The sequence below is a fragment of the Limnohabitans sp. 2KL-3 genome (assembly GCF_001269405.1).
GTDB lineage: Bacteria > Pseudomonadota > Gammaproteobacteria > Burkholderiales > Burkholderiaceae_C > Limnohabitans_A.
The window spans coordinates 102,395-127,476 of record NZ_CXON01000008.1 but is presented as its reverse complement, the minus strand read 5'-3'; the positions used below and the strand labels follow the sequence as shown (position 1 = coordinate 127,476).

General features: G+C 57.7%; 24 protein-coding genes and 4 tRNA genes. 18 read left to right on the top strand and 10 right to left on the bottom strand.

Annotation, left to right across the window (positions count from 1 at the left end):
• Positions 1 to 121 precede the first annotated feature (121 nt).
• The 6 genes from clpP (at position 122) to AMM41_RS12200 (ending at position 5,181) form a co-directional block, all read left to right on the top strand.
• Complete coding sequence (gene clpP / locus AMM41_RS12225) at positions 122 to 730, top strand: ATP-dependent Clp endopeptidase proteolytic subunit ClpP (RefSeq protein WP_089958641.1); 609 nt, start codon at positions 122 to 124, stop codon at positions 728 to 730.
• Between the two features lie 109 nt (positions 731 to 839).
• Positions 840 to 2,105, top strand: a complete 1,266-nt coding sequence (gene clpX, locus AMM41_RS12220; RefSeq protein WP_089958441.1) for an ATP-dependent Clp protease ATP-binding subunit ClpX — start codon at positions 840 to 842, stop codon at positions 2,103 to 2,105.
• A 99-nt stretch (positions 2,106 to 2,204) separates the two neighbouring features.
• Positions 2,205 to 4,628, top strand: a complete 2,424-nt coding sequence (gene lon, locus AMM41_RS12215; protein WP_089958436.1) for an endopeptidase La — start codon at positions 2,205 to 2,207, stop codon at positions 4,626 to 4,628.
• A gap of 99 nt (positions 4,629 to 4,727) precedes the next feature.
• Positions 4,728 to 4,803 (top strand) — tRNA-Gly (locus tag AMM41_RS12210).
• Positions 4,804 to 4,965: 162 nt separating this feature from the next.
• Positions 4,966 to 5,041, top strand: a tRNA-Gly gene (locus AMM41_RS12205).
• A gap of 66 nt (positions 5,042 to 5,107) precedes the next feature.
• Positions 5,108 to 5,181, top strand: a tRNA-Cys gene (locus AMM41_RS12200).
• 77 nt (positions 5,182 to 5,258) lie between these two features.
• On the opposite strand, the gene AMM41_RS12195 is transcribed toward AMM41_RS12200, so the two are convergent.
• From AMM41_RS12195 to AMM41_RS12180, 4 genes are all read right to left on the bottom strand, one after another.
• Positions 5,259 to 5,537: a cupin domain-containing protein gene (locus AMM41_RS12195; RefSeq protein WP_089958432.1), complete on the bottom strand. Its 279-nt coding sequence runs from the start codon at positions 5,535 to 5,537 to the stop codon at positions 5,259 to 5,261.
• A 58-nt stretch (positions 5,538 to 5,595) separates the two neighbouring features.
• A complete protein-coding gene (locus tag AMM41_RS12190) occupies positions 5,596 to 6,774 on the bottom strand; it encodes a pyridoxal phosphate-dependent aminotransferase (RefSeq protein ID WP_089958427.1) in 1,179 nt (392 codons plus the stop codon).
• A gap of 35 nt (positions 6,775 to 6,809) precedes the next feature.
• Entirely contained in the window at positions 6,810 to 7,262 is a 453-nt protein-coding gene (locus tag AMM41_RS12185) for an FKBP-type peptidyl-prolyl cis-trans isomerase (RefSeq protein ID WP_089958637.1), read from the bottom strand.
• A 102-nt stretch (positions 7,263 to 7,364) separates the two neighbouring features.
• Positions 7,365 to 8,300 (bottom strand): NAD(P)H-dependent flavin oxidoreductase, encoded by a 936-nt coding sequence (locus AMM41_RS12180; protein WP_089958422.1) that lies wholly within the window; start codon positions 8,298 to 8,300, stop codon positions 7,365 to 7,367.
• Positions 8,301 to 8,421: 121 nt separating this feature from the next.
• Here AMM41_RS12180 and AMM41_RS12175 point away from each other — a divergent pair, with 121 nt between their 5' ends.
• The 6 genes from AMM41_RS12175 to AMM41_RS12155 all read left to right on the top strand — a co-directional run bounded on the left by AMM41_RS12175 (position 8,422) and on the right by AMM41_RS12155 (position 12,010).
• Positions 8,422 to 9,057, top strand: coding sequence for a glutathione S-transferase family protein (locus tag AMM41_RS12175; RefSeq protein WP_089958417.1), 636 nt, complete (start codon positions 8,422 to 8,424; stop codon positions 9,055 to 9,057).
• A gap of 170 nt (positions 9,058 to 9,227) precedes the next feature.
• A complete protein-coding gene (locus AMM41_RS21925) occupies positions 9,228 to 9,398 on the top strand; it encodes a hypothetical protein (RefSeq protein ID WP_194944765.1) in 171 nt (56 codons plus the stop codon).
• Between the two features lie 121 nt (positions 9,399 to 9,519).
• Positions 9,520 to 9,912 (top strand): MAPEG family protein, encoded by a 393-nt coding sequence (locus AMM41_RS12170; protein ID WP_089958411.1) that lies wholly within the window; start codon positions 9,520 to 9,522, stop codon positions 9,910 to 9,912.
• Positions 9,913 to 9,951: 39 nt separating this feature from the next.
• Positions 9,952 to 10,044, top strand: a tRNA-Leu gene (locus tag AMM41_RS12165).
• 20 nt (positions 10,045 to 10,064) lie between these two features.
• Entirely contained in the window at positions 10,065 to 10,697 is a 633-nt protein-coding gene (locus tag AMM41_RS12160; RefSeq protein ID WP_089958406.1) for a DUF6806 family protein, read from the top strand.
• Positions 10,698 to 10,702: 5 nt separating this feature from the next.
• Entirely contained in the window at positions 10,703 to 12,010 is a 1,308-nt protein-coding gene (locus tag AMM41_RS12155; protein WP_089958402.1) for an MFS transporter, read from the top strand.
• A 29-nt stretch (positions 12,011 to 12,039) separates the two neighbouring features.
• Here AMM41_RS12155 and murI read toward each other — a convergent pair whose 3' ends face one another.
• The 3 genes from murI to AMM41_RS12140 all read right to left on the bottom strand — a co-directional run bounded on the left by murI (position 12,040) and on the right by AMM41_RS12140 (position 15,173).
• Positions 12,040 to 12,897: a glutamate racemase gene (gene murI / locus AMM41_RS12150; RefSeq protein ID WP_089958633.1), complete on the bottom strand. Its 858-nt coding sequence runs from the start codon at positions 12,895 to 12,897 to the stop codon at positions 12,040 to 12,042.
• Between the two features lie 85 nt (positions 12,898 to 12,982).
• Positions 12,983 to 14,536 carry a fumarate hydratase gene (locus AMM41_RS12145; RefSeq protein WP_089958395.1) on the bottom strand — a complete coding sequence of 518 codons (1,554 nt, stop codon included), beginning with the start codon at positions 14,534 to 14,536 and terminating at the stop codon, positions 12,983 to 12,985.
• Between the two features lie 34 nt (positions 14,537 to 14,570).
• The gene (locus AMM41_RS12140) at positions 14,571 to 15,173 is read right to left on the bottom strand and encodes a TIGR00645 family protein (RefSeq protein ID WP_089958390.1); all 603 of its coding nucleotides are present in this window, start codon (positions 15,171 to 15,173) and stop codon (positions 14,571 to 14,573) included.
• A 179-nt stretch (positions 15,174 to 15,352) separates the two neighbouring features.
• On the opposite strand from AMM41_RS12140, the gene acs reads away from it, so the two are divergent.
• The gene (gene acs / locus AMM41_RS12135; protein WP_089958386.1) at positions 15,353 to 17,314 is read left to right on the top strand and encodes an acetate--CoA ligase; all 1,962 of its coding nucleotides are present in this window, start codon (positions 15,353 to 15,355) and stop codon (positions 17,312 to 17,314) included.
• Between the two features lie 121 nt (positions 17,315 to 17,435).
• Here the strand turns inward: acs and AMM41_RS12130 are convergent, their stop codons facing one another.
• Complete coding sequence (locus tag AMM41_RS12130; RefSeq protein ID WP_368664972.1) at positions 17,436 to 18,419, bottom strand: Bug family tripartite tricarboxylate transporter substrate binding protein; 984 nt, start codon at positions 18,417 to 18,419, stop codon at positions 17,436 to 17,438.
• A 170-nt stretch (positions 18,420 to 18,589) separates the two neighbouring features.
• Entirely contained in the window at positions 18,590 to 19,186 is a 597-nt protein-coding gene (locus AMM41_RS12125; RefSeq protein WP_089958382.1) for a peroxidase-related enzyme, read from the bottom strand.
• Between the two features lie 67 nt (positions 19,187 to 19,253).
• On the opposite strand from AMM41_RS12125, the gene AMM41_RS12120 reads away from it, so the two are divergent.
• The 3 genes from AMM41_RS12120 to AMM41_RS12110 all read left to right on the top strand — a co-directional run bounded on the left by AMM41_RS12120 (position 19,254) and on the right by AMM41_RS12110 (position 22,814).
• Positions 19,254 to 19,676 (top strand): carboxymuconolactone decarboxylase family protein, encoded by a 423-nt coding sequence (locus tag AMM41_RS12120; protein WP_089958625.1) that lies wholly within the window; start codon positions 19,254 to 19,256, stop codon positions 19,674 to 19,676.
• Positions 19,677 to 19,754: 78 nt separating this feature from the next.
• Entirely contained in the window at positions 19,755 to 20,426 is a 672-nt protein-coding gene (locus AMM41_RS12115; protein WP_089958377.1) for a nitroreductase, read from the top strand.
• Between the two features lie 60 nt (positions 20,427 to 20,486).
• Entirely contained in the window at positions 20,487 to 22,814 is a 2,328-nt protein-coding gene (locus AMM41_RS12110) for an acyl-CoA dehydrogenase family protein (RefSeq protein WP_089958369.1), read from the top strand.
• Between the two features lie 211 nt (positions 22,815 to 23,025).
• On the opposite strand, the gene AMM41_RS12105 is transcribed toward AMM41_RS12110, so the two are convergent.
• Complete coding sequence (locus tag AMM41_RS12105; RefSeq protein WP_089958364.1) at positions 23,026 to 23,586, bottom strand: PAS and helix-turn-helix domain-containing protein; 561 nt, start codon at positions 23,584 to 23,586, stop codon at positions 23,026 to 23,028.
• A gap of 94 nt (positions 23,587 to 23,680) precedes the next feature.
• On the opposite strand from AMM41_RS12105, the gene AMM41_RS12100 reads away from it, so the two are divergent.
• Positions 23,681 to 24,388, top strand: a complete 708-nt coding sequence (locus tag AMM41_RS12100; protein ID WP_089958622.1) for a CoA transferase subunit A — start codon at positions 23,681 to 23,683, stop codon at positions 24,386 to 24,388.
• A gap of 1 nt (position 24,389) precedes the next feature.
• Complete coding sequence (locus AMM41_RS12095; protein ID WP_089958359.1) at positions 24,390 to 25,031, top strand: 3-oxoacid CoA-transferase subunit B; 642 nt, start codon at positions 24,390 to 24,392, stop codon at positions 25,029 to 25,031.
• The last annotated feature ends 51 nt before the right edge of the window (positions 25,032 to 25,082 follow it).

Here is a 25,082-nt window from a genome sequence, read left to right as displayed (position 1 = left end):
GAGGTCTTTGAACCCTTGAACAATGGGGCTTGTGCCGGGCTTGCAGTTCGGCAGACAAGCCCCATCTCATTGGTGGGCCTGACAAACGGGTTAAAGTCTCAAACATAATTTTGGAGAAATGATGAGCGCACTGGACATCACAAATTTGGGCATGGTCCCCATGGTCGTCGAGCAATCGGGCCGTGGCGAACGCGCTTACGACATTTACTCGCGTTTGCTCAAAGAGCGTGTGATCTTTTTGGTGGGTGAGGTCAACGACCACATGGCCAATTTGATCGTGGCCCAGTTGTTGTTTTTGGAAAGCGAAAACCCCGAAAAGGACATTTCGCTGTACATCAACTCGCCCGGTGGCTCGGTGAGCGCAGGCATGGCGATTTACGACACCATGAACTTCATCAAGCCCGATGTGTCCACGCTGTGCAATGGCATGGCCGCGAGCATGGGCGCTTTCTTGCTGTCCTCGGGTGCCAAAGGCAAGCGGTTTTCACTGCCTAACTCCAAGATCATGATTCACCAGCCATTGGGCGGTGCGCGTGGCCAGGCGACCGAGATTGAAATTGCCGCTCGCGAGATTGTCAAAACGCGCGCTCATTTGAACCGCATCTTGTCCGAAAACACCGGCCAGCCGCTTTCAAAGATCGAACTCGACACCGAGCGTGACTATTATTTGTCTGCTGCCGAGGCCAAGGACTATGGCTTGGTCGATGAGGTGATTTCCAAACGCGCTTGAGGGTGACCGGCCTGGCCGGCACTTTGGTTCACGGCGTTTACCTCCAAAGGGTGAGCGCCGTTTTTCTTTCGTTATCATTGACGAATATCCGGATTCCGAGGCGACATTTATGGCCGACAAAAAAGGCTCAAGCACTGAAAAAAACCTGTTTTGCTCCTTTTGTGGCAAGAGCCAGCACGAGGTCAAAAAGCTGATAGCAGGTCCTTCTGTGTTCATCTGTGACGAATGCATTGACTTGTGCAATGACATCGTGCGCGATGAACTGGCCACCACCACGGTGGCTGAAGGGGCCAAAGAGGGTTTGCCCACACCGTTGGACATCAAGAACAACCTGGACAATTATGTGATTGGTCAGGAAAAGGCCAAGCGCAGCTTGGCGGTGGCGGTGTACAACCACTACAAACGCCTCAAGCACAAAGAGTCGGCCAAAAAAGACGAGGTCGAATTGGCCAAGAGCAACATTTTGCTGATCGGCCCAACCGGCTCAGGCAAAACCCTGTTGGCTCAGACCATGGCCCGGATGTTGGACGTGCCCTTTGTCATGGCCGATGCCACCACGTTGACCGAAGCCGGTTATGTGGGCGAGGACGTTGAGAACATCGTGGCCAAGCTGCTGCAAACTTGCAACTACGACGTCGAGCGTGCGCAACGCGGCATTGTCTACATCGACGAAATCGACAAGATCACCCGCAAGTCGGACAACCCCTCGATCACCCGTGATGTGTCGGGTGAGGGTGTGCAACAGGCTTTGCTCAAGTTGGTCGAAGGCACCATGGCCAGTGTGCCTCCTCAAGGTGGCCGCAAGCACCCCAACCAAGACTTTTTGCAGATCGACACCACTAACATCTTGTTCATTTGTGGTGGCGCCTTTGCAGGTCTTGAAAAGGTCATTGAGAACCGCACTGAATCAGGCGGGATTGGCTTCGGGGCTTCTGTCAAAAGCAAGAAGCAACGCTCGCTCACCGATGTGTTCAATGAAGTGGAGCCAGAAGATCTGATCAAATTTGGCCTGATTCCCGAGTTGGTCGGTCGTTTGCCCGTGATCGCCACCTTGGCTGAACTCACCGAAGAGGCCTTGGTGCAAATTCTGACCGAGCCGAAAAACGCTGTCGTCAAACAATTCACCAAGCTCTTGGCCATGGAAGGCGTTGACCTTGAAGTGCGCCCCAATGCACTCACAGCCATGGCCCGCAAAGCCTTGGCCCGCAAAACGGGTGCACGTGGTTTGCGTTCCATCATGGAGCAAGCCTTGATCGACACCATGTTTGAATTGCCCAACCAAGCGAATGTTGAAAAAGTGGTGGTGGACGAGTCCGTCATCGACGACAACAAACCTCCCTTGCTGGTTTACCGCGAGTCGGCCAAACAGGCCTGACCCATCTTGGCTGCACCGCCCGCAAACCATTTGTCATGAATGGCTTGAAATTGCGGGGGCAGCATCCATGTGTAGCTGAATTGATCCGAGGGATACACCATGTCTGGACACACACCTTTGCCGCCCACCTTGATGGAACTGCCCATGTTGCCGCTGCGCGACGTGGTGGTGTTCCCTCACATGGTGATTCCCTTGTTTGTGGGACGCCCCAAGAGCATCAAGGCCCTTGAGTCGGCCATGGCTGCCGACCGTCGCATCATGTTGGTGGCGCAAAAAACAGCCGCCAAAGACGAACCTGCGGTTGACGACATGTTTGACGTGGGTTGTGTCTCGACCATCTTGCAGATGCTCAAATTGCCCGATGGCACCGTCAAAGTGTTGGTTGAAGGCCAGCAACGTGCCATTGTCAAATCCATTGTGGATGGCGAAGCGCATTTTGTGGCCTCGCTCACCCCTGTTGATCCTGTGTCCGAGCAATCCGATGCCAGCAGCGAAATTGAGGCGCTGCGCCGTGCCGTGATGCAGCAGTTTGACCAGTACGTCAAACTCAACAAAAAGATTCCGCCCGAAATTCTGACCTCGATCTCCAGCATCGATGATCCAGGCCGTTTGGCTGACACCATCGCTGCGCACTTGCCACTCAAGCTCGAGAACAAGCAGCAAGTGCTGGACTTGGCCAACATCAAATTGCGGCTTGAAAACCTGTATGCCCAGCTCGAACACGAGGTGGATATTTTGAATGTGGACAAGCGCATCCGTGGTCGTGTCAAACGGCAAATGGAGAAAAACCAGCGCGACTTCTACCTCAATGAGCAGGTCAAAGCCATTCAAAAAGAACTTGGCGACGGGGAAGAGGGCGCTGACATTGAGGAGCTTGAGAAAAAGATCAAGGCTGCTAAGCTGTCTGCCGAGGCGCGTAAAAAGGCCGAAGGTGAGCTCAAAAAGCTCAAACTCATGTCCCCCATGTCGGCCGAGGCTTCAGTCGTTCGCAACTACCTGGATGTCTTGATTGGTTTGCCTTGGGGCAAAAAAACCAAGCTCAAGCACGATCTGGCCAATGCCGAAGAGGTCCTGAACCAAGACCACTACGGTCTGGACAAGGTCAAAGACCGCATCCTGGAATACCTCGCGGTGCAGCAACGCGTGGACAAGGTCAAAGCACCAATTCTGTGCTTGGTGGGGCCACCTGGCGTGGGCAAGACTTCGCTGGGCCAATCCATTGCCAAGGCCACAGGACGCAAGTACGTGCGCATGGCTTTGGGCGGCATGCGTGACGAGGCCGAGATTCGTGGGCACCGCCGCACCTACATTGGTGCATTGCCTGGCAAGGTGTTGCAAAACCTGAACAAGGTGGGCACCAAAAACCCCCTGTTCCTTCTTGATGAAATTGACAAGCTGGGCACTGACTTTCGAGGCGACCCGTCGAGTGCTTTGCTGGAGGTGTTGGATCCCGAGCAAAACCACACCTTTGGTGACCACTACGTCGAGGTTGACTTTGACCTGAGCGACGTGATGTTTGTGGCGACCTCCAATTCCATGAACATTCCGTCGGCCTTGTTGGACCGCATGGAAGTGATCCGTTTGTCCGGATACACCGAAGACGAAAAAACCAACATTGCCATGAAGTATTTGCTGCCCAAGCAAATGGGCAACAATGGGGTCAAAGATTCTGAGCTCCTGGTGACCGAAGAGGCCGTGCGCGATGTGGTGCGTTACTACACCCGTGAAGCTGGTGTGCGGTCGCTGGAACGCGAGTTGGGCAAAATCTGCCGCAAGGTGGTGAAGGCTTTGTTGCTCAAGCAAATGACACCTCAGGTGGTGGTGAATGCAGACAACCTGAATGACTATTTGGGTGTTCGCAAGTACACCTATGGCCGTGCTGAGCAAAAAAACCAAGTGGGCCAAGTCGTTGGTTTGGCCTGGACAGAGGTGGGCGGCGATTTGCTGACCATCGAAGCAGCCCTGATGCCCGGCAAAGGCGTGATCACCCGCACCGGTTCGCTCGGTGATGTGATGAAGGAGTCCGTCGAGGCCGCTCGCACCGTGGTGCGCAGCCGCTCACGTCTTTTGGGCATTAAGGACGAAGTCTTTGAGAAGAAAGACCTGCACATTCACGTGCCAGACGGTGCCACCCCCAAAGATGGTCCCAGTGCCGGTGCGGCCATGACCACCGCCATGGTGTCGGCCATGACGGGTATTCCCGTGCGTGCCGATGTGGCCATGACGGGTGAGATCACGCTGCGCGGCGAAGTCACGGCCATTGGTGGATTGAAGGAAAAATTGCTGGCTGCATTGCGTGGTGGCATCAAAACGGTGTTGATTCCTGAGGACAACGTCAAAGACCTGCAAGACATTCCCGAAAATGTCAAAAATGGTTTGGAAATCGTCCCGGTCAAGTGGATCGATCAGGTGCTCGATGTCGCCTTGGAGGCCAAACCCATGCCTTTGAGTGAGGAAGAGGTCGCAGCGACTGCCTTGTCAGCGGTCACCACAACGGCAAAATCTGAGGCGGTCAAACATTGATGTAAAAATTTCAGGAAGAGCTCAAAGCCCCCCTGAAATTGCATTACAATTTGACCATTGCAATCAACAAAGCATACAATGCCAAGTTGATTGAAATATGCGGGAATAGCTCAGTTGGTAGAGCGCAACCTTGCCAAGGTTGAGGTCGCGAGTTCGAATCTCGTTTCCCGCTCCAAATAAAGAAAAATGTTTGATCATTTTTCTAAACTCAGGGAAGCCAAAGCTTCCCTGTTTTTTTGGATTTTTTCAGCAGTTTGTTCTTCTGAAATGGTTTTGAGTTTTGTCTCTTATTCTGGTCAATGTTGTTGTTGACGCTGTATAATAAGAGGCTCTGTTTGCGGGAATAGCTCAGTTGGTAGAGCGCAACCTTGCCAAGGTTGAGGTCGCGAGTTCGAATCTCGTTTCCCGCTCCAATTTTTGAATGTTTCTTGGGTTTGTCACTTGACGATCCATTGAGACCAAGTCAGTTCACTGACAAGGGCGCGATAGCAAAGCGGTTATGCAACGGATTGCAAATCCGTCTAGCCCAGTTCGACTCTGGGTCGCGCCTCCAATTTCAATGCCTCAGCAGTTCATCTGCTGAGGCATTTGTTTTTGGTGAAGCTGTCGTGAACTCTTGTTGATATTCGTTCAGTTGGCCCTGGCCACCCACACGGTGGCGCCCAGCGCACCATATCTCTCTGCATGAGGCACATCGCGTGCCAAGCGAAAAAAATCACCGGCCTTCAAATGCGTCACCTTGTCATGGGCGGTCAGCCAAAACTCGCCGCGCACCACATGGGCACTGACATCAAAAGGATGGGTGTGGGTGTCGAGTTGGAGATCGGCATCCCATTCGCGGACGATGATTTCATCGAAGCCTTCGTCCATGGACTGGGCCGTGAATTGTTCAAGTGAGATGGTGTACATGGGTTGTGCGAAAGAAAAAAATCAATGTGGTGAAGGCTTGGTTGTAGAGGTCAGCGCGTTAAGTTCGATACCAGTCTTTGACCGCCGCCACAAAGCGCTGCACGCCTTGTGCCACCGTAGCAGGATCCAATGCGCCATAAGAAAGTCGTTGGTAATTGGCCTTGTTCAGGTTGGTCAGACCAAAAGCAAAACCGGGCAAAGTCGCGACTTTGAATTTTTCAGTCATGTGGCGATTGAACGCCATAGGGTCAGCCATGCCAGGCAGTTTCATGAGCACATAAAAGGCCCCCTGGGTTTGGGGGAACTGCACCAGATCGCCCAAGTCCTCCAAGGCTTGGTAGACCTGATGGCGGACCATGGAAAGGCTTTGAATTTTTGGCTGAACCCAATCGCGGCCAAGTCTTAAAGATTGCAGTGCAAGCAGTTGCGAAGCCACTGGCGCGCAGATCAAGTTGGTGTCTTGAACTTTGTTCATGGCATCAAACAAATCAGCAGGGTAGACCACATAACCCACTCGCCAGCTGGCCATGCCGTAATTTTTGGACATGGAGTAAAAAGACAGCGTGTGACCTTGTGCGCCCTCTATCGATGCCGGAGAAAAGTGCTGAGCACCTTCGTAGGTAAAGTATTCATAGGCTTCGTCGCTGAAATGGTAAATGCCCGCTTTCGCGCACAAGGCGTTGACTGCCCGCAAAGAGGCTTCGCTGTAAACAGCGCCCGTTGGGTTGTTGGGTGACACTGTGACAATGGCCCGGGTGCGCGGCGTGATGGCGTCCGCCAAAGCCTGAACATCCAAACTCCAATCATTGTGGGTCGGGACGGGCACGGGGATGCAGCCACACATGCGAATGGCCATTTCCTGGTTGAAGTAATACGGCATGGGCAGGATGAACTCATCACCGGGGTCGGCCACGGCCAGCACGCAGTTGAGAAAGGCCATGTTGCTGCCAGCCGTGACCATGATTCGGGATTCCGTGCCGCAGTGCACCTGGTTTTCATCGGCCAACTTTTGTCGAAAGGCTTCGACCAAAGGTGCAATGCCGCTGACCGCTTGGTATTTGTGCAGCTGTGCGTCAGCCATCAGTTCGGGCAGAGCGGCAATGGCCGAGGCGGGTGGGGCGTAGTTGACAACGCCTTGACCCAAGGAAATGGTGCCCGGGTTATCGCGCACCAGCGCGGCAATGGTGGGAATGATGGGGGTGTCGACCCGGTCCATGCGGAGGGATTGGCGCTTCATGCTTTTTCCTGGGGGATGTGACGCGTCTGGCGGATTTATTGACCGTTGATGGCCAGCAATTCAACTTCAAACAAAAGGGTGGCGTTGGGTGGGATCACGCCGCCTGCACCACGCTCGCCATAAGCCGTGGCGGGTGGGCAAGTCAGTTTGGCTTGGCCGCCAACTTTCATGCGTTGAACACCTTCGGTCCAACATGGAATCACACGGTTCAGCGGGAACTCGATGGCTTCGTTGCGTTTGTAAGAGCTGTCAAATTCCTTGCCATTGGGCAATGTGCCTCGGTAATGAACTTTGACCTTGTCTGAAGCCTTGGGGCTGGCTCCGGTGCCGTCCTTGAGGGATCGGTAGACCATGCCTGAGGCGGTCAGCTGAGCCCCCGGTTCTTGTGATGAGGCGGTGATGACGGTGTTTTGAGCAAAAGCTGATGTGGCAAAACACGCAGCCAATGTCAGGCTTGTCAACGATGGGGCGAGAAAATGTTTGGTCATGGTCATGGGGTGGAGAGTGCAAAAAATGAAATTTCTGTCATGTTAACGGAGGCCCGGTGTTCGAGGCATGCGATCAAAACAACAGCCGTTCAGCGCTCCCCATCATCCAAAAGAACTTGTCGAGGCCAGTTGTCCTAAACGAGCCGAGATGGCGTGGAACTGGGCCACGGTTTCTTCGATGATTTCACGGGCGGTTTTGACCTCATGGATCAGTCCAGCCGATTGACCCGCCAAAGCGGGGGCCGCATTCATGTCTCCGCCAAAGTAAACGTCCTGAATGCCTTTGAAGGCCTCGGGGCCCATCAGCCCTGCCTCGTGCAAGCTTTTTGTGAAAGGGGCTTTGAGGGCACGAATGCAAGGCGAAGACTGGGTGTTCAGCATGTAGGTGCCGGTGGTGGGCGCTTGCACGATGGCTTGTTTATAGTGCGCGTGAACGGGGCTTTCTGCGCAAGCCACAAAACGGGTGCCCATTTGTACCGCCTCGGCACCCAAGGCAAATGCTGCAGCCATGCCGCGACCATCCACAATGCCGCCAGCAGCGATCAAGGGCAAATCGGTGTGTTCGCGGATGGCTTGCAGCAGCACCAAGGTGCTGACTTCTTCCGGATTTTTGAAACCACCGCCTTCGGAGCCCTCCACCACCAAGCCGTCAACACCCGCTTGAGCACACTTCAACGCAGCCTCAAGAGTGGGGACCGCATGGTAGACCGCAATGCCTGCGGCCTTTAAGGGGGCGACAAACTTGGCAGGACTGCCGGCTGATGTGGTGACAAAACGGATGCCAGATTCGCAGACGTAACGCAGCATGGCGTCGTCTTTCAAAAAACGAATCGGAAGATTCACGCCAAAGGGCAGCCCACTGTCGAGCATGCGCTGGATTTCACGTTGGCAATTTTCGGTTTCCCCGGACGAGGTTTCGATGATGCCCAATCCACCAGCCTTGGAGACGGCCGAGGCCAAGGCGCTGCGGGCAATCCAGCCCATGGGAGCCTGCAAAATGGGGTATTGGGCCCCGGTGTGTGCCAGTACGCGGTTCATGCACTTGCCTTTTTGATTAAAAAATCATCATAAGCGCGGGTGTCTGGGCATGCAGTCACCGAGTGGTCCATGGGGTGGACGCTTTGTCCATAAACTGAACCCTTTTCAAGGAGCTTGTTGCATGGCATTGACACTGTTGGCTTTTGACACCCCAAACGCCCGAAAAATTTCGGTGGCCTTGGAGGAGATGGGCTTGCCCTATGCGGTGCAAGTGGTTGACATCACACAAAATGAACAATTTGATCCCGATTTTTTGCGCATCAGCCCCAATAACAAAATCCCAGTTTTGGTGGACACCGATGGACCGGATGGCCAAGTGCAAACCGTTTTCGAGTCGGGTGCCATTTTGATGTACTTGGCAGAAAAGACGGGTCTGTTTTTGCCCCCTTCAGGCGCTGCTCGGGTGGCTGTTCTGGAGTGGTTGATGTTTCAAGTGGGTGGGTTTGGTCCCTCCCCAGGGCAGGTGCACCATTTTGTTGCATTGAGTGACGAGGGTGACAGGCGCTATGGTTTGCAACGCTTCATGAGCGAAACACGGCGTTTGTATGGGGTCATGGACCGCCGTTTGGCCGAGCATGCGTTTTTTGCAGGCGAATTGTCGATTGCTGACTTCGCGATTTTGGGTTGGGTTTGGCGTCATGCTCGGCATCGGGTGGATTTGAGTGAATTTCCTCATGTCCAGCGTTGGTACGAGCGCATGATGGCTCGGCCGGCGGTTCAAAGGGGCTTTGCAGTCGCGTTGCGCAGGGCCGACTGAACGCAACATTTGTGCCTGATGAGCCGCTTGCAGTGCCAGGGAGGCCGTCCTCCAAGGGCGAAGTTCATGCTTGCTGGGTCTTAAATTCTCAGGTCAATCGTGTCCATTGGATGGAATAGGCCACTTCTTGTGGCCTAATATCGCTTTGCATTATTTATCTGGAGCCATAGATGGGCAACAAAATCGTCACCGAAGCAGATCGTAAATTCACCCCCCCACTGCCAGCTTTGCCTGGTGTGACCTTGCGCACCGGCGGTCGTGGTCAGCGCGTCAGCCTTGAGCGTGGCGTGGCCACTCGCAGCAAGAAAAATCCTGGCAAGCGTTCCAAAAAGGGCGGTTGATCCTGCACCTCAGGTTTTTGATCCTGACTTGGCAAGCCACTGATGACCTCAGTGGCTTTTTAATTGGTGGTCACGCGGTTCGTCTATTGTTCACAGGCTTTGCTCATCAAGGGGGTATGGAATGCTGATTTCCTATGCAGCGGTTTTGGTCGCAGGGATCATGCCGGTCGTTTGTGCGGGCATCGCCAAATCGGGTTTTAAGGGCTACGACAACAGTGACCCGAGGGCGTGGTTGGCATCACAAACAGGTTTTCGAGCCCGCGCTAATGCCGCTCAAGCCAACTGTTTTGAGGCCTTTCCCTTCTTTGCGGTGGGTGTGATTTTGGCTTTGTTGACTGGGGTGGATCCCCATACGGTCGACGCCTTGTCCATTTTGTTTGTGACCGCCCGCACCGCTTATGTTTTTTGTTACGTCAGCAACAAACCGAAGTGGCGAACCATGGTGTGGTCAGCCGCCTATGTGTCGGTTGTGGCACTTTATGCATTGGCCATGCTCAATTTGCAAACAAGTTGAGACTTTATCGGCCCGATCTCAAGGCACAATAGAGCCTCTGCCCCGGTGGTGAAATCGGTAGACACACCGGACTTAAAATCCGTTGCTTCGTGAATAACGGGCGTGCCGGTTCGATTCCGGCTCGGGGCACCAAAGTACACATCAACATCATCATGAACCAAGACAACGCACCGCTTGAAATCCACGTGCATGGTGATGTGCCGATCAAATCCGGCACCGACCTCAAATCCATTCAGGAAGCGCTCAAGCCACTTTGGCAATACGCTGGCGCAAGATCTTTGAATGAAGCCTCTTCAAGCCTTTACGAAGAAGAGCCTGGCATTCGTTTTGATGCCAGCTCACATCGACTGCAAATGTGCTGGACTGTGCGGGGGGATGAAGATTTCCGCATGGTCATGGAAGACTTGTGCATGAACCTCAATGAGTTGTCCTCTGCAGGCACACCCATTGAAGTCACTTTTTACGACACCGAATTTGACGACGAGGATGAAGCCAGTGGCGCCGATTCTCGCGACGACTTTGTCATGTTGTTTGTGGGGCCGGACCCTGGGGCCATCATGCAGGCCCAGCGCGATTTGCTCATCCACGACGTCGTGAACATGATGGAACGGCACTTTGATGGGGCCGAGTTGTCGGGTGTAGTGTCTGAAATCGACAAGCTCTTCAGTCAGCGCTTTGACAACCTGGTCAGTTCATTGGAGCTGGGTAAGCCCCCCAAAGGTGCAGGGGGCAACGGCAACGGCAGCCACGGGGGTGGCGGTCGCCGTCCACGACATTTGCACTGATTGCCATGCTCGGCTTGTTTTCTCGTGATGCGCTGAACCCGGGGGTTCGCATGCGCGAGGTTTTCGGCTGGGCCATGTACGATTTTGCCAACTCGGGCTATTCCACGGTGGTCATCACCGCCGTGTTTGCTGCTTACTTTGTGGGTGGCGTGGCCGATGGCGCAAGCTGGGCCACCTTGGCCTGGACTTCGGGCCTGAGCCTGTCTTATTTCATCGTCATGCTCACCATGCCCGGTTTGGGGGCATGGGCTGATCGGGTCGCTGGCAAAAAACGCTTGCTGATGTGGGTGACCGTAGGCTGTGTGCTCAGCACAGCGGCTTTGGCCTTGGTGGGACCGGGGCAAGTGGCTTTGGGCTTGTTCATTTTGGTGCTGTCCAACACTTTTTTTTCTTATGGCGAGTCGCTGACCGCTTCTTTTTTACCCGAATTGGCCAAGCCCGAAGCCATGGGTCGCGTGAGTGGTTGGGGCTGGTCGCTGGGTTACATCGGTGGCATGCTCACGCTGGGCGTCTGCCTGGCTTATGTGCTGGCTGCTCAGTCGCGCGGCGAGTCGGGCAGCCAATTTGTGCCCGTGACCATGCTCATCACGGCGGCTGTGTATGGCGCAGCGGCTTGGGTGACGTTTGCTTTGTTGCGCGAGCATTCGCCCGCCCGGCCCGATGCCCCGGTGCATTCGGCCATGCAGAGCCTGCGCCATTTGCGCCAAACCCTGCGCGAGGCCTTGCCTTATCGAGACTTCATCCAACTGCTTGCTTGCGCCGTGGCCTACCAAGGCGGTGTGGCCGTCGCCATCACCTTGGCAGCCATTTACGCCGAGCAGGTCATCGGGTTTCAGCCCCAAGAAACCATGGTGCTGATCTTTGTGCTCAACATTGCGGCGTTTGTGGGGGCTTTGGTGTTTGGTCATGTGCAAGACCGCTTGGGCCACAAACTGACGCTGTCACTGACTTTGTTGGGCTGGGTGGCCACTTGCTTCATTGCGGCCTTGTCTGCCGACAAAGCCACGTTCTGGTGGGCGGCTGGGGTTGCCGGTTTTTGCATGGGATCGAGCCAGTCTGCGGGTCGCGCCATGGCCGGTTTGATGGTGCCGCCCCAGCGCTTGGGTGAGTTTTTTGGTCTGTGGACATTTGCCGTTCGACTGGCCAGCATTCTGGGGCCGTTGACTTATGGCCTGATCACTTGGCTGAGCGATGGCAACCAGCGCCTGGCGATTGGCTCGACTTCTTTGTTGTTTGTGTTGGGCCTGGTCTTGTTGATGCCGGTGAACATGCAGCGCGGTCGTCGCATGGCACTGGGGCAGGGCGCTGATTGAGTTGCAGCCCACCCCTGGAGTGGGTGCCTTCAGACTTGTGGTGGCGCTTTGTGGCAAGCTCCTGGCGGCAAACCCAGCCATCGCTTTGCCGCGGCCTGAAGGCCGTGCAGGTCACCGGTGGTGAACAAGCTCATGCGCTGTGCCGCCGACAGCGGTGCGGGGCCTGAGCGCAGCATGCCAGCGGCTTCCAGCAAGCGCCGTGTTTGTCGGGCCACGGCTTCGCCCGTGGACACCCGCTGCACATCGGGTCCCAGCAGCGTTCGAAGTTGATTTTCCACAAACACGTAATGGGTGCAGCCCAACACCAGCGTGTCCATTTGTCCAGGGCCTGTTCCAAAAGTGCCCATGGCGCTGGTGTAGTGCGCCAGCAGTTCGGTGATGCGTTGCTGGGCCTCGTCGGCGTGCTGGGGCAAGGTGCTTTGCTCAATCGCCAAGGCCAGCCCATTGCAGGCTTGCACCGTGAATTGGGCTTGTCCCTCCACCGAGTCCAGCAATCGCGCAAACTTGTCACTGGCCACCGTGCCCCGGGTGGCGATGACGCCAATGTGGCCTGTTTGGCTCAGGGCTGCGGCGGGTTTGAGCGCGGGCTCTACCCCAACCAGCGGCAGTTGTGGATGCCGTGTGCGCAGCTCATGGATGGCCGCAGCCGTGGCGGTGTTGCAAGCCACCACCAAGGCCTTGATGTGGTGTTGGTTCAGCAAATGCTCGGTGATGGCGTGCGTGCGTTGTCTCACCTGCAGATCGGTTTTTTCACCATAAGGCGCGTGTGCGTTGTCGGCCAAATACACAAAGTGCTCGTGGGGCAGGGCGCTTTGCAGGGCCTGCAACACGCTCAGGCCACCGATACCGCTGTCAAAAACCCCGATGGGGCGGGACGCTGCGTTCATGTCAGAGGGGGCGCTCAAGGTCAGTTGTGGTTTGGTCGGCTTGAAAAAAAGGCCGCTGATGCGGCCTTTCGGGTCATTGCCTGCATCAGGCGGCTGTGACGCCAATGCCTTTGAACTCGCCCGTGGCGATGCGCTTTTGCCATTCGGCGGGGCCGGTGATGTGGGCGCTGGTGCCGCCCGCGTCCACCGCCACCGTCACAGGCATGTCGACCACGTCGAATTCATAGATGGCTTCCATGCCCATGTCGGCAAAGCCCACCACTTGGGCGTGTTTGATGGCTTTGGACACGAGATAAGCCGCGCCGCCCACGGCCATCAGGTAAGCGCTTTTGTGCTTCTTGATGGCTTCGATGGCGACCGGGCCGCGCTCGGCCTTGCCGATCATGGCGATCAGGCCGGTTTGCGCCAGCATCATTTCGGTGAAGCCGTCCATGCGGGTGGACGTGGTCGGGCCAGCAGGGCCCACGGCTTCGTCGCCCACCGGGTCCACCGGGCCCACGTAATAGATCACGCGGTTGGTGAAGTCCACCGGCAGTTTTTCGCCCTTGGCCAGCATGTCCTGGATGCGTTTGTGCGCAGCGTCGCGGCCCGTGAGCATCTTGCCGTTGAGCAGCAGGGTCTGGCCGGGTTTCCAGGCGGCGACCTGTTCGGGCGTCAAGGTGTTCAGGTCCACGCGCTGGCTCTTTTCGGTGTCGGCCGTCCAGCCCACGTTGGGCCACAGGTCGAGCGAAGGTGCTTCGAGGTAGCTGGGCCCGGAGCCGTCGAGCACAAAGTGCGCGTGGCGGGTGGCCGCGCAGTTGGGGATCATGGCCACGGGCTTGCTGGCCGCGTGTGTGGGGTACATCTTGATTTTGATGTCGAGCACGGTGGTGAGGCCACCCAAGCCTTGCGCGCCAATGCCCAGGGCGTTGACCTTGTGGTAGAGCTCCAGGCGCATTTCTTCGACCTGGTCGAGCTTCTCGCCCTTGCTGGATTTTTCGAGCAGCTGGTACATGTCCAGGTCTTCCATCAGGCTTTCCTTGGCCAGAAGCACGGCTTTTTCGGCGGTGCCGCCAATGCCAATACCCAGCATGCCCGGAGGGCACCAGCCCGCGCCCATGGTGGGCACCGTCTTGAGCACCCAGTCGACGATGCTGTCGCCAGGGTTGAGCATGATCAGCTTGGACTTGTTCTCACTGCCGCCGCCTTTGGCTGCGACGGTCACATGCACATGGTGGCCGGGCACGATCTTGGTGAAGATCACCGCAGGCGTGTTGTCCTTGGTGTTCTTGCGGTTGAAGTGTGGGTCAGACACGACCGATGCACGCAGCGTGTTGTCGGGGTGGTTGTAGCCACGGCGCACGCCTTCGTTGATGGCGTCTTCCAGGCTGCCGGTAAAGCCGTCAAATTTCACGTCCATGCCGACTTCAAGGAACACGTTGACGATGCCGGTGTCCTGGCAAATCGGGCGGTGGCCAAAGGCGCTCATCTTGCTGTTGGTCAGGATTTGCGCAATCGCGTCCTTGGCTGCGGGGCTTTGCTCGCGCTCGTAGGCGCTGGCCAGGTGCGAGATGAAGTCGGCCGGGTGGTAGTAGCTGATGTACTGCAGCGCTGCGGCAACGGATTCGATCAGGTCGTCTTGTTTGATCAGGGTGGTCATGGGTCGTTCCAATGGAGAGTCGTGAGTCAAGGGTTCAATGGTCGGATTTGTCGTGGTGCGACATCAGGCGGTCAGCATAGGCGATGGCAATCGCGCTGAGCAAGAACGCCATGTGGATCAGGGTTTGCCACATCAGCACTTTTTCGTCGTAGTTGGCGGCATTGATGAAGGTCTTGAGCAAGTGGATCGAGCTGATGCCGATGATGGCCGTGCCCAGCTTGACCTTGAGCACCGAAGCATTGACGTGGCTCAGCCACTCGGGCTGGTCGGGGTGGCCTTCGAGGTTCAGGCGTGAGACAAAGGTTTCGTAGCCGCCCACGATGACCATGATCAACAAGTTCGAGATCATGACCACGTCGATCAGGGCCAACACGACCAACATGATCACGGTTTCGTTCAAGGCCGTCAGCTGCACATCGGCTTTGTAACCGATGCTGTTGACCAAAGCTTGTAAGGCGGTTTGGCTGCCAAAAGCGGCTTCCAGCAAGTGCACCAATTCGACCCAGAAATGGAACACGTACACGGCTTGTGCGGCGATCAGGCCCAAATACAAAGGCAATTGCAGCCAACGGCTGGCAAAAATGAAGGCGCTCAAGGGGCTCAAGTTGATTTTGGCGGGAGGTGTGGGTTTGGACATGTTTTTCCTGGTTTGATGAGAGCAAGCGTCTCTCGTGACATCATTCGGATTTTAGGCGGTCCCATCCGGTATCGCGCCATCACCCGTGCAAGACTCATGTCAGTCAGTGCTTTGTAAGAGCGAAAGCAGACATTTGCACCAGTTTTAAACAACGTCATGTCATTGAGGAGACAAATCTGATGAGTTCAAACCTTTACCAACCCAGCGCTGACTTCGTGAAAAACGCCCATGTTTCCGGCATGGCTGCGTACGAAGCGCTGTGCAAAGAAGCCGAAACCGATTACGAAGGCTATTGGGCCCGCCTGGCCAAAGAGCTGATCAGCTGGAAGACACCTTTCACCAAGGTGCTGGACGAGTCCAACGCGCCTTTCTTCAAGTGGTTCGAAGACGGCACGCTGAACGCCTCGTACAACTGCCTGGACCGCAACGTCGAAAAAGGCTTGGGCGACAAGACCGCTATCATTTTTGAAGCCGACGGCGGGGAAGTGACCAAGATCACCTACAGCCAGCTGCTGGCCAAAACTTGCCAGTACGCCAACGCTTTGAAGAGCTTGGGCATCAAAAAGGGTGACCGCGTCGTCATCTACATCTCCATGTCCATCGAAGGCGTGGCCGCCATGCAGGCCTGCGCCCGCATCGGCGCGACCCACTCGGTGGTGTTTGGTGGTTTCTCGGCGCAGTCGCTGCGTGACCGCATCGAAGACACGGGCGCTGTGGCTGTGATCACCGCAGACAACCAGGTGCGTGGCGGCAAGTTGTTGCCCCTCAAATCCATCGTGGACGACGCCATCAATTTGGGCGGTTGCGGCTCCATCCAAAACGTCCTGGTTGTCAAGCGCTCGGGCGCCAACATCGCCATGACCGCTGGCCGCGACCAGTGGATGGCCGACTTGGCCGACCAGCAAGCCACCACCTGCGAGCCCGAGTGGGTCGGTGCCGAGCACCCCCTGTTCTTGCTCTACACGTCCGGCTCTACCGGCAAACCCAAAGGTGTTCAGCACAGCACGGGCGGCTATTTGCTGCATGCCGCTTTGACCACCAAGTGGACCTTCGATTTGAAGGCCGACGACGTGTTCTGGTGCACCGCCGACATCGGCTGGGTCACGGGCCACACTTACATCACCTATGGCCCCTTGGCTTTGGGTGGCACCGAAATCGTGTTCGAGGGCGTGCCCACTTACCCTGATGCGGGCCGCTTTTGGAAGATGATTCAGGACCACAAAGCCACCATCTTCTACACCGCGCCCACCGCCATTCGCTCGCTTATCAAGGCCGCAGAAGCCAACGATGCGGTGCACCCCAAGAGCTATGACCTCAGCAGCTTGCGCCTGTTGGGCTCGGTCGGTGAGCCGATCAACCCTGCTGCATGGGAGTGGTACCACCAGCACGTTGGTGGCGGCAATTGCCCCATCGTCGACACCTTCTGGCAAACCGAAACCGGCGGCCACATGATCACGCCGCTGCCCGGCGCTACACCCATGGTGCCCGGTTCCTGCACACTGCCTTTCCCCGGCATCCAGGCCGCCATCGTGAGCGAAACAGGTGAAGACATGCCCAATGGCCAAGGTGGCATTTTGGTCGTCAAGCGCCCATGGCCTTCCATGATCCGCAACATCTGGGGTGATCCTGAGCGCTTCAAGAAGAGCTACTACCCTGAAGACTTCAAGGGCAAGTATTACTTGGCTGGCGACGGCTCGATCCGTGACGAGAAGACCGGCTACTTCACCATCACCGGCCGCATCGACGACGTGCTGAACGTGTCGGGTCACCGCATGGGCACCATGGAAATCGAATCCGCTTTGGTGAGCTGCACCGAGCTGGTGGCCGAAGCTGCCGTGGTGGGCCGCCCTGACGACACCACAGGCGAGGCGATTTGCGCCTTTGTGGTGCTCAAGCGTGCATTGCCCAATACCGACGAAGGCAAGGCGATTGCCAAGCAATTGCGCGACCACATTGCCAAAGAAATCGGCCCGATCGCCAAGCCCAAGGACATCCGCTTTGGCGAGAACTTGCCCAAGACCCGTTCCGGCAAGATCATGCGCCGCCTGCTGCGCTCGCTGGCCAAAGGCGAAGAGATCACACAAGACATCTCCACCCTCGAGAACCCCGCCATCCTGGGGCAGCTGGGTCAGGCTTACTGATCCCCTGTGTCATGCCGGATTTGATCCGGCAGCCATGCAAAACGGCAGCCTGGGCTGCCGTTTTTTTTTGGGTCTGCAGCCTGTTTTAACAAGAACAGGATGCGTGGTGGATTGGCCTTTTTCAGGTTTTCATGGCCAAGCCCAAGCGTTCGATGGTCGCTTTTTCGGACTGGAAGGTGTTGCGGATGAACTGGGTGTATTCCTCGGTGCCCATGTAGATCACCGATTGGTCATATTTGTCGAAGCTGGCCATGACGGCCGGGTCTTGCAGGGTTTGCTTGAAGGCGTCGTGCAACTTCTTGACCACGGCCGGGTCCATGCCCTTGGGGCCGCCAATGCCAAAGGGTGAGTCGGAGACGGTGTCGAAACCAAGTTCGTTGAGTGTGGGGACATTGGGCCAGCGCTTGGTGCGTTTGCTGCCATAGGTGGCCAGCAAACGCATGGTGCCTGCCTCCACCTGTGGGGCCCAGCCGGTGGCGTCGCTGTGCGACATGACGTGGCCGCCCAACACGGCTTGCACGCCATCGGCGCTGCCTTTGAAGGGCACATGGGTGACGTCAATCTTGGCTTTGCTGGCGAATTCGGCAAAGGCCAAGTGCGGTGTGGTGCCATTGCCCGTCGACCCATAGGTGAACTTGCCCGGGTTGGCTTTGGCAAAAGCCACGAGGTCTGCAATTGACTTGATGGGGGAGTCGGACCGCACCACCACGCCAAAGGTGTAGCCCGTCAGGCACGCGATGTAAGTGAAGTCTTTGAGCGGATCGAACTGCATTTTTTGCATGTGCGGCAAACGCGCCACGCCGATCGTGATTTGCGACAGGGTGTAGCCGTCGGGCTGGGCACGAACCAATTCGTTGGGGCCCAACATGCCACTGGCACCCGGCTTGTTCTCGACGATCACCTGTCCGCCCAAGGCTTTGCTGGCACTTTCGGCCAAGGCTCGCATGACCGCATCGCTGGAGCCACCTGCAGGCCAGGGGCAGATCAGTTTGATGGGTTTGGCCGGAAAAGCCTGCGCTTGCGACAGGCTTGGAAACCCCAGCGTGACGGCCATGGCGGCCGAGGCCTGAACAAAGGTACGACGGGGAAGCTTGTTCGAATTCAAAAGGGTCTCCTTGAAATGGAAATCCAATTGAATGCCATGTTTTTTTTCACGGCAAGAGGACAAACCTGTGTCGCCGCCCTGACCCGGTCACCCGGGCGACTAAGCCTGAGGGGCCGGGTGACCAACGTGAACCTGTTCCCCGGCCAATGGAGGTGGGGTGTAGGCTTGCGTCAGGCCGCAGGTTTGGCTTTGGGCGCGCGGCCCATCAGGTAAAACTCGGGGTTGGGCATCATGCCGCTGAAGCTGGCCATGCGGTTACTCAGGCCAAAGAACGCGGTGATGGCGGCGATGTCCCAGATGTCTTCATCGTCAAAGCCGTGGGCGTGCAGGGCAGCAAAGTCGGCGTCTTCCACTTGGTCGGAGTGGTTGCACACCTTGAGCGCAAAGTCCAGCATGGCGCGTTGACGTGGGCTGATGTCGGCCTTGCGGTGGTTGATGGCCACTTGGTCGGCCACCAGAGGCTTTTTCTCGTAAATGCGCAAGATCGCGCCGTGGGCCACCACGCAATACAGGCAGTGGTTGGCCGCGCTGGTGGTGGTCACGATCATTTCACGCTCACCTTTTGTGAGGCCGCTTTCGCGCCCCACCGACTCGGGCACCATCAGGGCGTCGTGGTAAGCAAAAAATGCACGCCACTCAGCGGGGCGGCGTGCAAAGGCCAAAAACACGTTGGGCACAAAACCGGCTTTTTCTTGGACTTCGAGCACCTTGGCCTTGATGTCGTCGGGCAAGTCATTGATTTCGGGGGCGGGGTAGCGTGGTGTCATGGGTGTGCTCGTCAGGGGTTTAAAAATGCTTATGCTTGGCTCATTTTCCACCAAATGGAGTTTCACCATGACCGCTTTGAACACCCCCGCCGAGAATTCCGCGCCTTTGGATTGGCCGACCGATACCGATTTCCAAAACGGCTTGGCCACCCGCAGCCAAGTGGTGGGTGCCGATTACGTCGAACGTGCCCTGGGTGGTGCGACCGAGTTCACCCAGCCCATGCAGGAGTTCATCACCCGCAACGCCTGGGGCAATGTCTGGCAGCGCACAGGCCTGGACCTGAAAACCCGCAGCCTGATCACGGTGGCCATGCTGACGGCGCAAGGCAAGCAGCAAGAGCTCAAAGCCCACATTCGCGGTGCTCTGACCAATGGTGCGACCCCTGAAGAAATCCGCGAACTCATGCTGCACGCCACGGTGTATTGCGGTTTTCCAACGGCGATTGACGCCTTCCGGTGTGCCACCGAGGTCATTGAGCCCAAAGCCTGATGGTTTGAGTAACCTTGGCATCACGCTTGTATTGACGGTGGAAGGCTTTTCCCTCATCTTCGGATGAGGAGAAGAAGCATGGAATTTTCAGAACTCATCAAAGCCCGAAAAAGCGTTCGGGGCTATTTGCCCAAACCTGTGCCACGCGAGGTGATCGAAGAGATCATCGAAGTGGCCAAATGGTCGCCCTCGTCGATGAACACACAGCCCTGGCATGTGCATGTGGTCACGGGCGAGCCGCTGGAACGCATTCGCCGGGGCAACACCGAAAACATGGTCAAGGGCGTGCCGCCCAAGCGCGACTTTCCCATGAAGGAGGCCTACGACGGCATCCACCGCAAGCGGCAGGTCGACATCGCGATTCAGCTGTTTGACGCCATGGGCATCGCCCGCGACGACAAGGCGCGGCGCACCGATTGGGTCATGCGCGGTTTTCGGCAATTCGATGCGCCCGTGTCGCTGGTGCTGACCTACGACAAATACCTCGAACCTGCGGCCATCAGCCAGTTTGACTTGGGCGCTTTGTCGCACGCGCTGGTGTTGGCCGCCTGGGAGCGTGGCTTGGGCAGCGTCATCAACGGCCAAGGCATCATGCAGTCGGCCGTGGTGCGCGAGCACGCGGGCATTCCAGACGATCAGAACATCATGATCTGCATCGCCATGGGCTACCCGGACGAAGACTTTGTGGCCAACAGCGTGAAGTCGGTGCGCGAAGACGCCGCCAACTTTGTGCGTTACGTCGGCTTCTGATTCCACCTATGACCCTGGCGCCATCGGGCGATGGCGTCTGCCTTTGAGAGCGAACACCCCATGAACTTGAGCAAAGAAGAGCTGGCTTTTCGCGACGAAGTGCGCGCCTTTTTGGCCGCTGAGCTGACCGACGAAATCCGTCTGGGCGGGCATCGCACCTCGGGCATTTTTGCCGACTACGAGGTCGGTATTCCGTGGCAGCGGATTTTGGCCAAGCGCGGCTGGGCCGCGCCGCACTGGCCAGTCGAGTGGGGTGGTTGCGCCTGGACGCCCAGGCAGCACGACATTTTTGCCAGTGAAATGGCAGCGGCTGATGCCCCCAAAGTTTCGCCCCTGGGTCTGGTGATGGCTGCACCCGTGCTGGTGGCGTTTGGCACGCAGGCCCAAAAAGAGCGCTGGCTGCCCGACTTGCGCAATGGCGTGAGTTACTGGTGTCAGGGTTACAGCGAGCCGGGTTCGGGCTCCGACTTGGCCTCGCTGCAATGCCGTGCCCGCCGCGAGGGCAACGAGTGGGTGATCAACGGCTCCAAAATTTGGACCACCCACGCCCACCGGGCCACGCACATGTTTTGCCTGGTGCGCACCGACAGCAGCGGCAAACCGCAACAAGGCATCAGCTTCCTGATGTTCGAGCTGAACAACCCGGGCATTCAGATCCGGCCGATTGTCAGCATCTCGGGCGATCACGAATTCAACCAGGTCTTTTTTGACGAGGCCCGCGTACCTGCTGATGCGCTGATCGGCGAAGAAAACCAGGGCTGGACCATTGCCAAATTTTTGCTGGAGCATGAGCGGGGTGGCTCGTCTGCGCCGTTCTTGAGGGGGCGGCTGGCCCGCTTGCGCGAGTCCTTGCATGAAGGCTTTGCGCAAGGTGCGTCGGGCACCGAGCACGAAGACATCGCCCTGAGCTTGGCCAACGCGCAGTGCCGCATCGACGCCCTGCACGCTTGGGAGCAACAGGTGCTGACTGCCCGCATTGGTGGCGGCACGCAGCCTAGCTGGATGCCAGCAGCGCCCTCCATGGGCAAGGTGCTGGCGACCGAGCTCAAGCAGCACTTGACCGAGCTGGGCCTGGACATTGCAGGCCCCTATGGCGCGAGCAGCCTGACCATCGAAGAAGCCTCTGCCCACGCTTTGCCTGTGACCGAAGAGTCGGTGTTTGCCACCCGGGCTTACTTGAATGACCGCGCCGCTTCGATTTATGGCGGCACCAATGAAGTGCAGCGCAACCTGATCGCCCGCCACATCCTGGGGGCCGAGGTGGTGGAGCCTGTGCTGCCGCTGGACGAGACGCAGGCCATGCTCGTGGCCAGTCTGCAAGGCTGGCTGCAAGACAAATGGGCCTTTGACAAACGCGCGCAGATGATCGCCACGCCGCAAGCGATTGCGCCGCTGTGGCAAGGCCTGGCGCACGAGCTGGGCCTCTTGGGTGCAGCGCTGCCTGAACACCTGGGGGGCATGGGCGGTGGTTTGCCCGAGCAGATGCTGATCTGCCAGGCCCTGGGGGCGGCTTTGGCGGCCGAGCCCTACAGCAGCTCGGCCGTCTTGGGTGCCAACTTGCTGCAGGCGCTGGGCGACCCGGCGGCTGATGCCTTGCTGCAAGGCCTGGCCGATGGCCAAGTGCGCTTGGCCGTGGCGGCTTTGGAGCCTGCAGGGCGCACGGATTTGAGTCGGGTGCAGACCCGTTTGCACAATTCAAACGGTCAGTTGCAGATCACCGGGCGCAAAGCCTTGGTGCGCGGCGCACCCGGGGCCACGCATTGGCTGGTGAGTGCACAAGACGAGGCGGGCCAGCTGTGCATCTGTCTGATCGATCCTGCCGCCAGCGGTGTGCAGCGGCGCGACATTCGCCTGATCGACGGTGCCTGGGCGGCTGAGCTGGCCTTTGACCAAACGCCTGTGCAAGCCCTCATTGGCCAAGGCGATGCAATGGCTGCGCTCTCACAAGCGTGGGACACGGCCATGCTGGCTGCAGGCGCCGAGGCCGTGGGCGTGATGCAGGCCTTGATGCGCGACACACTGAACTACACCAGCCAGCGCAAACAGTTTGGCCAGCCATTGGCGGCCTTTCAGGCTTTGCAACACCGCATGGCCGACATGTACATGGCGCTCGTGCAGGCCGCGGCAGCGGTCGGCGCTTGTGCCGATGTGCTGGGCGACAGCCCCGAGCGCCGCGCCGAGCGGGTGTCATCGGCCCATGTGACGGTGCTGCGGGCGGCACGTTTGGTGGGGCAGGGCGCGGTGCAGTTGCACGGCGGCATGGGCATGACCGACGAGCTGGCTGTTGGCCATGGCTTCAAGCGGCTGACGGTGATCGAGCAGCAGTTTGGCGGGGCGGCGCAGCATTTGCGGCGGGTGGCGGCTTCTCGTTCAGGCCTTGGGGCATGAGCATGTCTTCTTGGCAGACCCCCAGTCGGGGCTGAAGCCACCGACCTGCAAAAACCAATACCCGGCCCTCTAGGTCTGCAGCTTCAGCTCCGACGTTGTAGGTGTTGGCATAGGCCCATGTCGGGGCTGAAGCCACCGACCTACAAAAAACCAATACCTGGCCCTGTAGGTTGGTACTTGAACAGTCCGAAAGGGTGATGGAACGGGTGCCTCAGCCCCGCATCAATTTCTGAATCAAATCCGCAGCGCCAGAGGCCTCGTATTTGCGCATCAGCTTGACGCGGTAAATCTCCACCGTGCGGTGGCTGATGCCCAAGGCTTTGCCGATTTCCTTGCTGGTTTGGCCGTCCATCAGGTGGGCGGCGACCTCGCGCTCGCGGGCGGTGAGTTCGGCTTTGACGGGTTTGCGGGCCGACAGGTCTTCAAAGGTCCAGATGCCGGCTTCGTGCGGGGCGTCGCGGTTGAGCGCCCGGCCGGTCACATGGCACCAAAAGGTTTCGCCTTTGAATCGCCCGTCCACCCGTTTCATGACCCGGTCGTCTGCGTACACGCCTTTGGTGTTGAGGATGGGCGCGATGCGCTGGCCGGTGCGCTCGTATTCGTCTGCGCTGGGGTAGAGCAACTGAAAGCTTTGGCCGATCAGTTGCTCGCGGCTGACACCAAACATTTCGCACACGCGCTGATTGCAGTCGACGATGGCGCGGTTGCGCGACAGCACCAGGCCGATGGGGGCCAGGTCGAAGGCGAGGCGGTAGTCGATCTCGGTGTTCATGGCATGTCCAAACCGGCTAGGGCCAGCCTCTACGAAAAACTACGTATCTGAATACGTAGTATCGTAGCGTTCTCTTTCCAGAATGGAGTTTGTCGTGAACAAGATTTTTCCTTCCGCAGCCGAGGCCCTCAAGGGCATCGTGGCTGACGGGCAACTCATTGGCGTGGGTGGTTTTGGCCTGTGCGGCATCCCCGAAGCCTTGATCGCTGCGCTGCGCGACAGCGGCGTGCAAAACCTGACCGCGATTTCCAACAACGCGGGTGTGGACGATTTTGGTCTGGGCTTGCTGCTGCAAACCCGCCAGATCAAGAAGATGATTTCGTCCTACGTGGGCGAAAACAAAGAGTTTGAACGTCAATACCTGGCAGGCGAGCTCGCTTTGGAGTTCACACCCCAGGGCACGCTGGCCGAAAAGCTGCGTGCGGGTGGTGCGGGCATTCCGGCTTTCTTCACGAAGACCGGTGTGGGCACCCTGGTGGCCGAAGGCAAAGAGCTGCGCGAATTTGATGGCGAGACCTACGTGATGGAGCGCGCTTTGGTGCCCGATGTGTCGCTGGTCAAAGCGCACCGCGCCGACAAGTCTGGCAACCTGCAGTTCCGCTACACCTCGCGCAACTTCAACCCCGCTGTGGCCATGGCGGGCAAGATTTGTGTGGTCGAGGTCGAAGAGATTGTGGAAACCGGCGAGATGCACCCCGACAGCGTGCACCTGCCTGGCATTTATGTGCACCGCATCGTGTTGAATGCGAAACCGGAAAAGCGCATTGAAAAGCGCACGATCACTGAAAAGGCAGGAGTCTGATATGAGCTGGAGTCAAGACCAAATGGCCGCCCGTGCGGCCCATGAACTGGAAGACGGTTTCTATGTGAACCTGGGCATCGGCATCCCCACGCTGGTGGCCAACTTTGTGCCCGCCGACAAAGAAGTCTGGCTGCAAAGCGAAAACGGCATGCTGGGCATTGGCCCCTTCCCGGTGGAAGATGAAGTCGATGCCGACCTGATCAACGCAGGCAAGCAAACGGTGACCACCATCAAGGGCTCGTCCATCTTTGGCAGCGAGCAGTCGTTTGCCATGATCCGTGGCGGCAAGATCAACCTGTCGATCCTGGGCGCGATGCAGGTGACCGACAAGGGCGATTTGGCCAACTGGATGATCCCCGGCAAGATGGTCAAGGGCATGGGCGGCGCGATGGACCTGGTGGCGGGCGTCAAGCGCGTGATCATCCTGATGGAACACGTCGCCAAGAAGAAAGACGGCACCGAAGACATGAAGATCCTGCCCGAGTGCACGCTGCCGTTGACCGGCAAGGGCGTGGTCGACCGCATCATCACCGACCTGGCCGTGATGGACGTGACGGACGCGGGCCTGAAAGTGGTCGAATTGGCCCCGGGCGTGACGCCTGAGCAGCTGCAAAGCAAGACCGGTGTGAAACTGATCTTCTGACCGGTTACCTCGCTCAAGACAAAAGGCCCGTTCAGGGCCTTTTGTTTTGGT

Coding starts and splice junctions, on each gene's coding strand:
- AMM41_RS12110 (WP_089958369.1), top strand. CDS start 20,487: ATGAACTTGAGCAAAGAAGAGCTGGCTTTTCGCGACGAAGTGCGCGCC.
- AMM41_RS12095 (WP_089958359.1), top strand. CDS start 24,390: ATGAGCTGGAGTCAAGACCAAATGGCCGCCCGTGCGGCCCATGAACTG.
- AMM41_RS12175 (WP_089958417.1), top strand. CDS start 8,422: ATGGCATTGACACTGTTGGCTTTTGACACCCCAAACGCCCGAAAAATT.
- clpP (WP_089958641.1), top strand. CDS start 122: ATGAGCGCACTGGACATCACAAATTTGGGCATGGTCCCCATGGTCGTC.
- AMM41_RS12185 (WP_089958637.1), bottom strand. CDS start 7,262: ATGACCAAACATTTTCTCGCCCCATCGTTGACAAGCCTGACATTGGCT.
- AMM41_RS12145 (WP_089958395.1), bottom strand. CDS start 14,536: ATGACCACCCTGATCAAACAAGACGACCTGATCGAATCCGTTGCCGCA.
- AMM41_RS12160 (WP_089958406.1), top strand. CDS start 10,065: ATGAACCAAGACAACGCACCGCTTGAAATCCACGTGCATGGTGATGTG.
- AMM41_RS21925 (WP_194944765.1), top strand. CDS start 9,228: ATGGGCAACAAAATCGTCACCGAAGCAGATCGTAAATTCACCCCCCCA.
- murI (WP_089958633.1), bottom strand. CDS start 12,897: ATGAACGCAGCGTCCCGCCCCATCGGGGTTTTTGACAGCGGTATCGGT.
- AMM41_RS12140 (WP_089958390.1), bottom strand. CDS start 15,173: ATGTCCAAACCCACACCTCCCGCCAAAATCAACTTGAGCCCCTTGAGC.
- AMM41_RS12190 (WP_089958427.1), bottom strand. CDS start 6,774: ATGAAGCGCCAATCCCTCCGCATGGACCGGGTCGACACCCCCATCATT.
- AMM41_RS12195 (WP_089958432.1), bottom strand. CDS start 5,537: ATGTACACCATCTCACTTGAACAATTCACGGCCCAGTCCATGGACGAA.
- lon (WP_089958436.1), top strand. CDS start 2,205: ATGTCTGGACACACACCTTTGCCGCCCACCTTGATGGAACTGCCCATG.
- AMM41_RS12170 (WP_089958411.1), top strand. CDS start 9,520: ATGCTGATTTCCTATGCAGCGGTTTTGGTCGCAGGGATCATGCCGGTC.
- AMM41_RS12125 (WP_089958382.1), bottom strand. CDS start 19,186: ATGACACCACGCTACCCCGCCCCCGAAATCAATGACTTGCCCGACGAC.
- AMM41_RS12105 (WP_089958364.1), bottom strand. CDS start 23,586: ATGAACACCGAGATCGACTACCGCCTCGCCTTCGACCTGGCCCCCATC.
- AMM41_RS12120 (WP_089958625.1), top strand. CDS start 19,254: ATGACCGCTTTGAACACCCCCGCCGAGAATTCCGCGCCTTTGGATTGG.
- AMM41_RS12115 (WP_089958377.1), top strand. CDS start 19,755: ATGGAATTTTCAGAACTCATCAAAGCCCGAAAAAGCGTTCGGGGCTAT.
- acs (WP_089958386.1), top strand. CDS start 15,353: ATGAGTTCAAACCTTTACCAACCCAGCGCTGACTTCGTGAAAAACGCC.
- clpX (WP_089958441.1), top strand. CDS start 840: ATGGCCGACAAAAAAGGCTCAAGCACTGAAAAAAACCTGTTTTGCTCC.
- AMM41_RS12155 (WP_089958402.1), top strand. CDS start 10,703: ATGCTCGGCTTGTTTTCTCGTGATGCGCTGAACCCGGGGGTTCGCATG.
- AMM41_RS12180 (WP_089958422.1), bottom strand. CDS start 8,300: ATGAACCGCGTACTGGCACACACCGGGGCCCAATACCCCATTTTGCAG.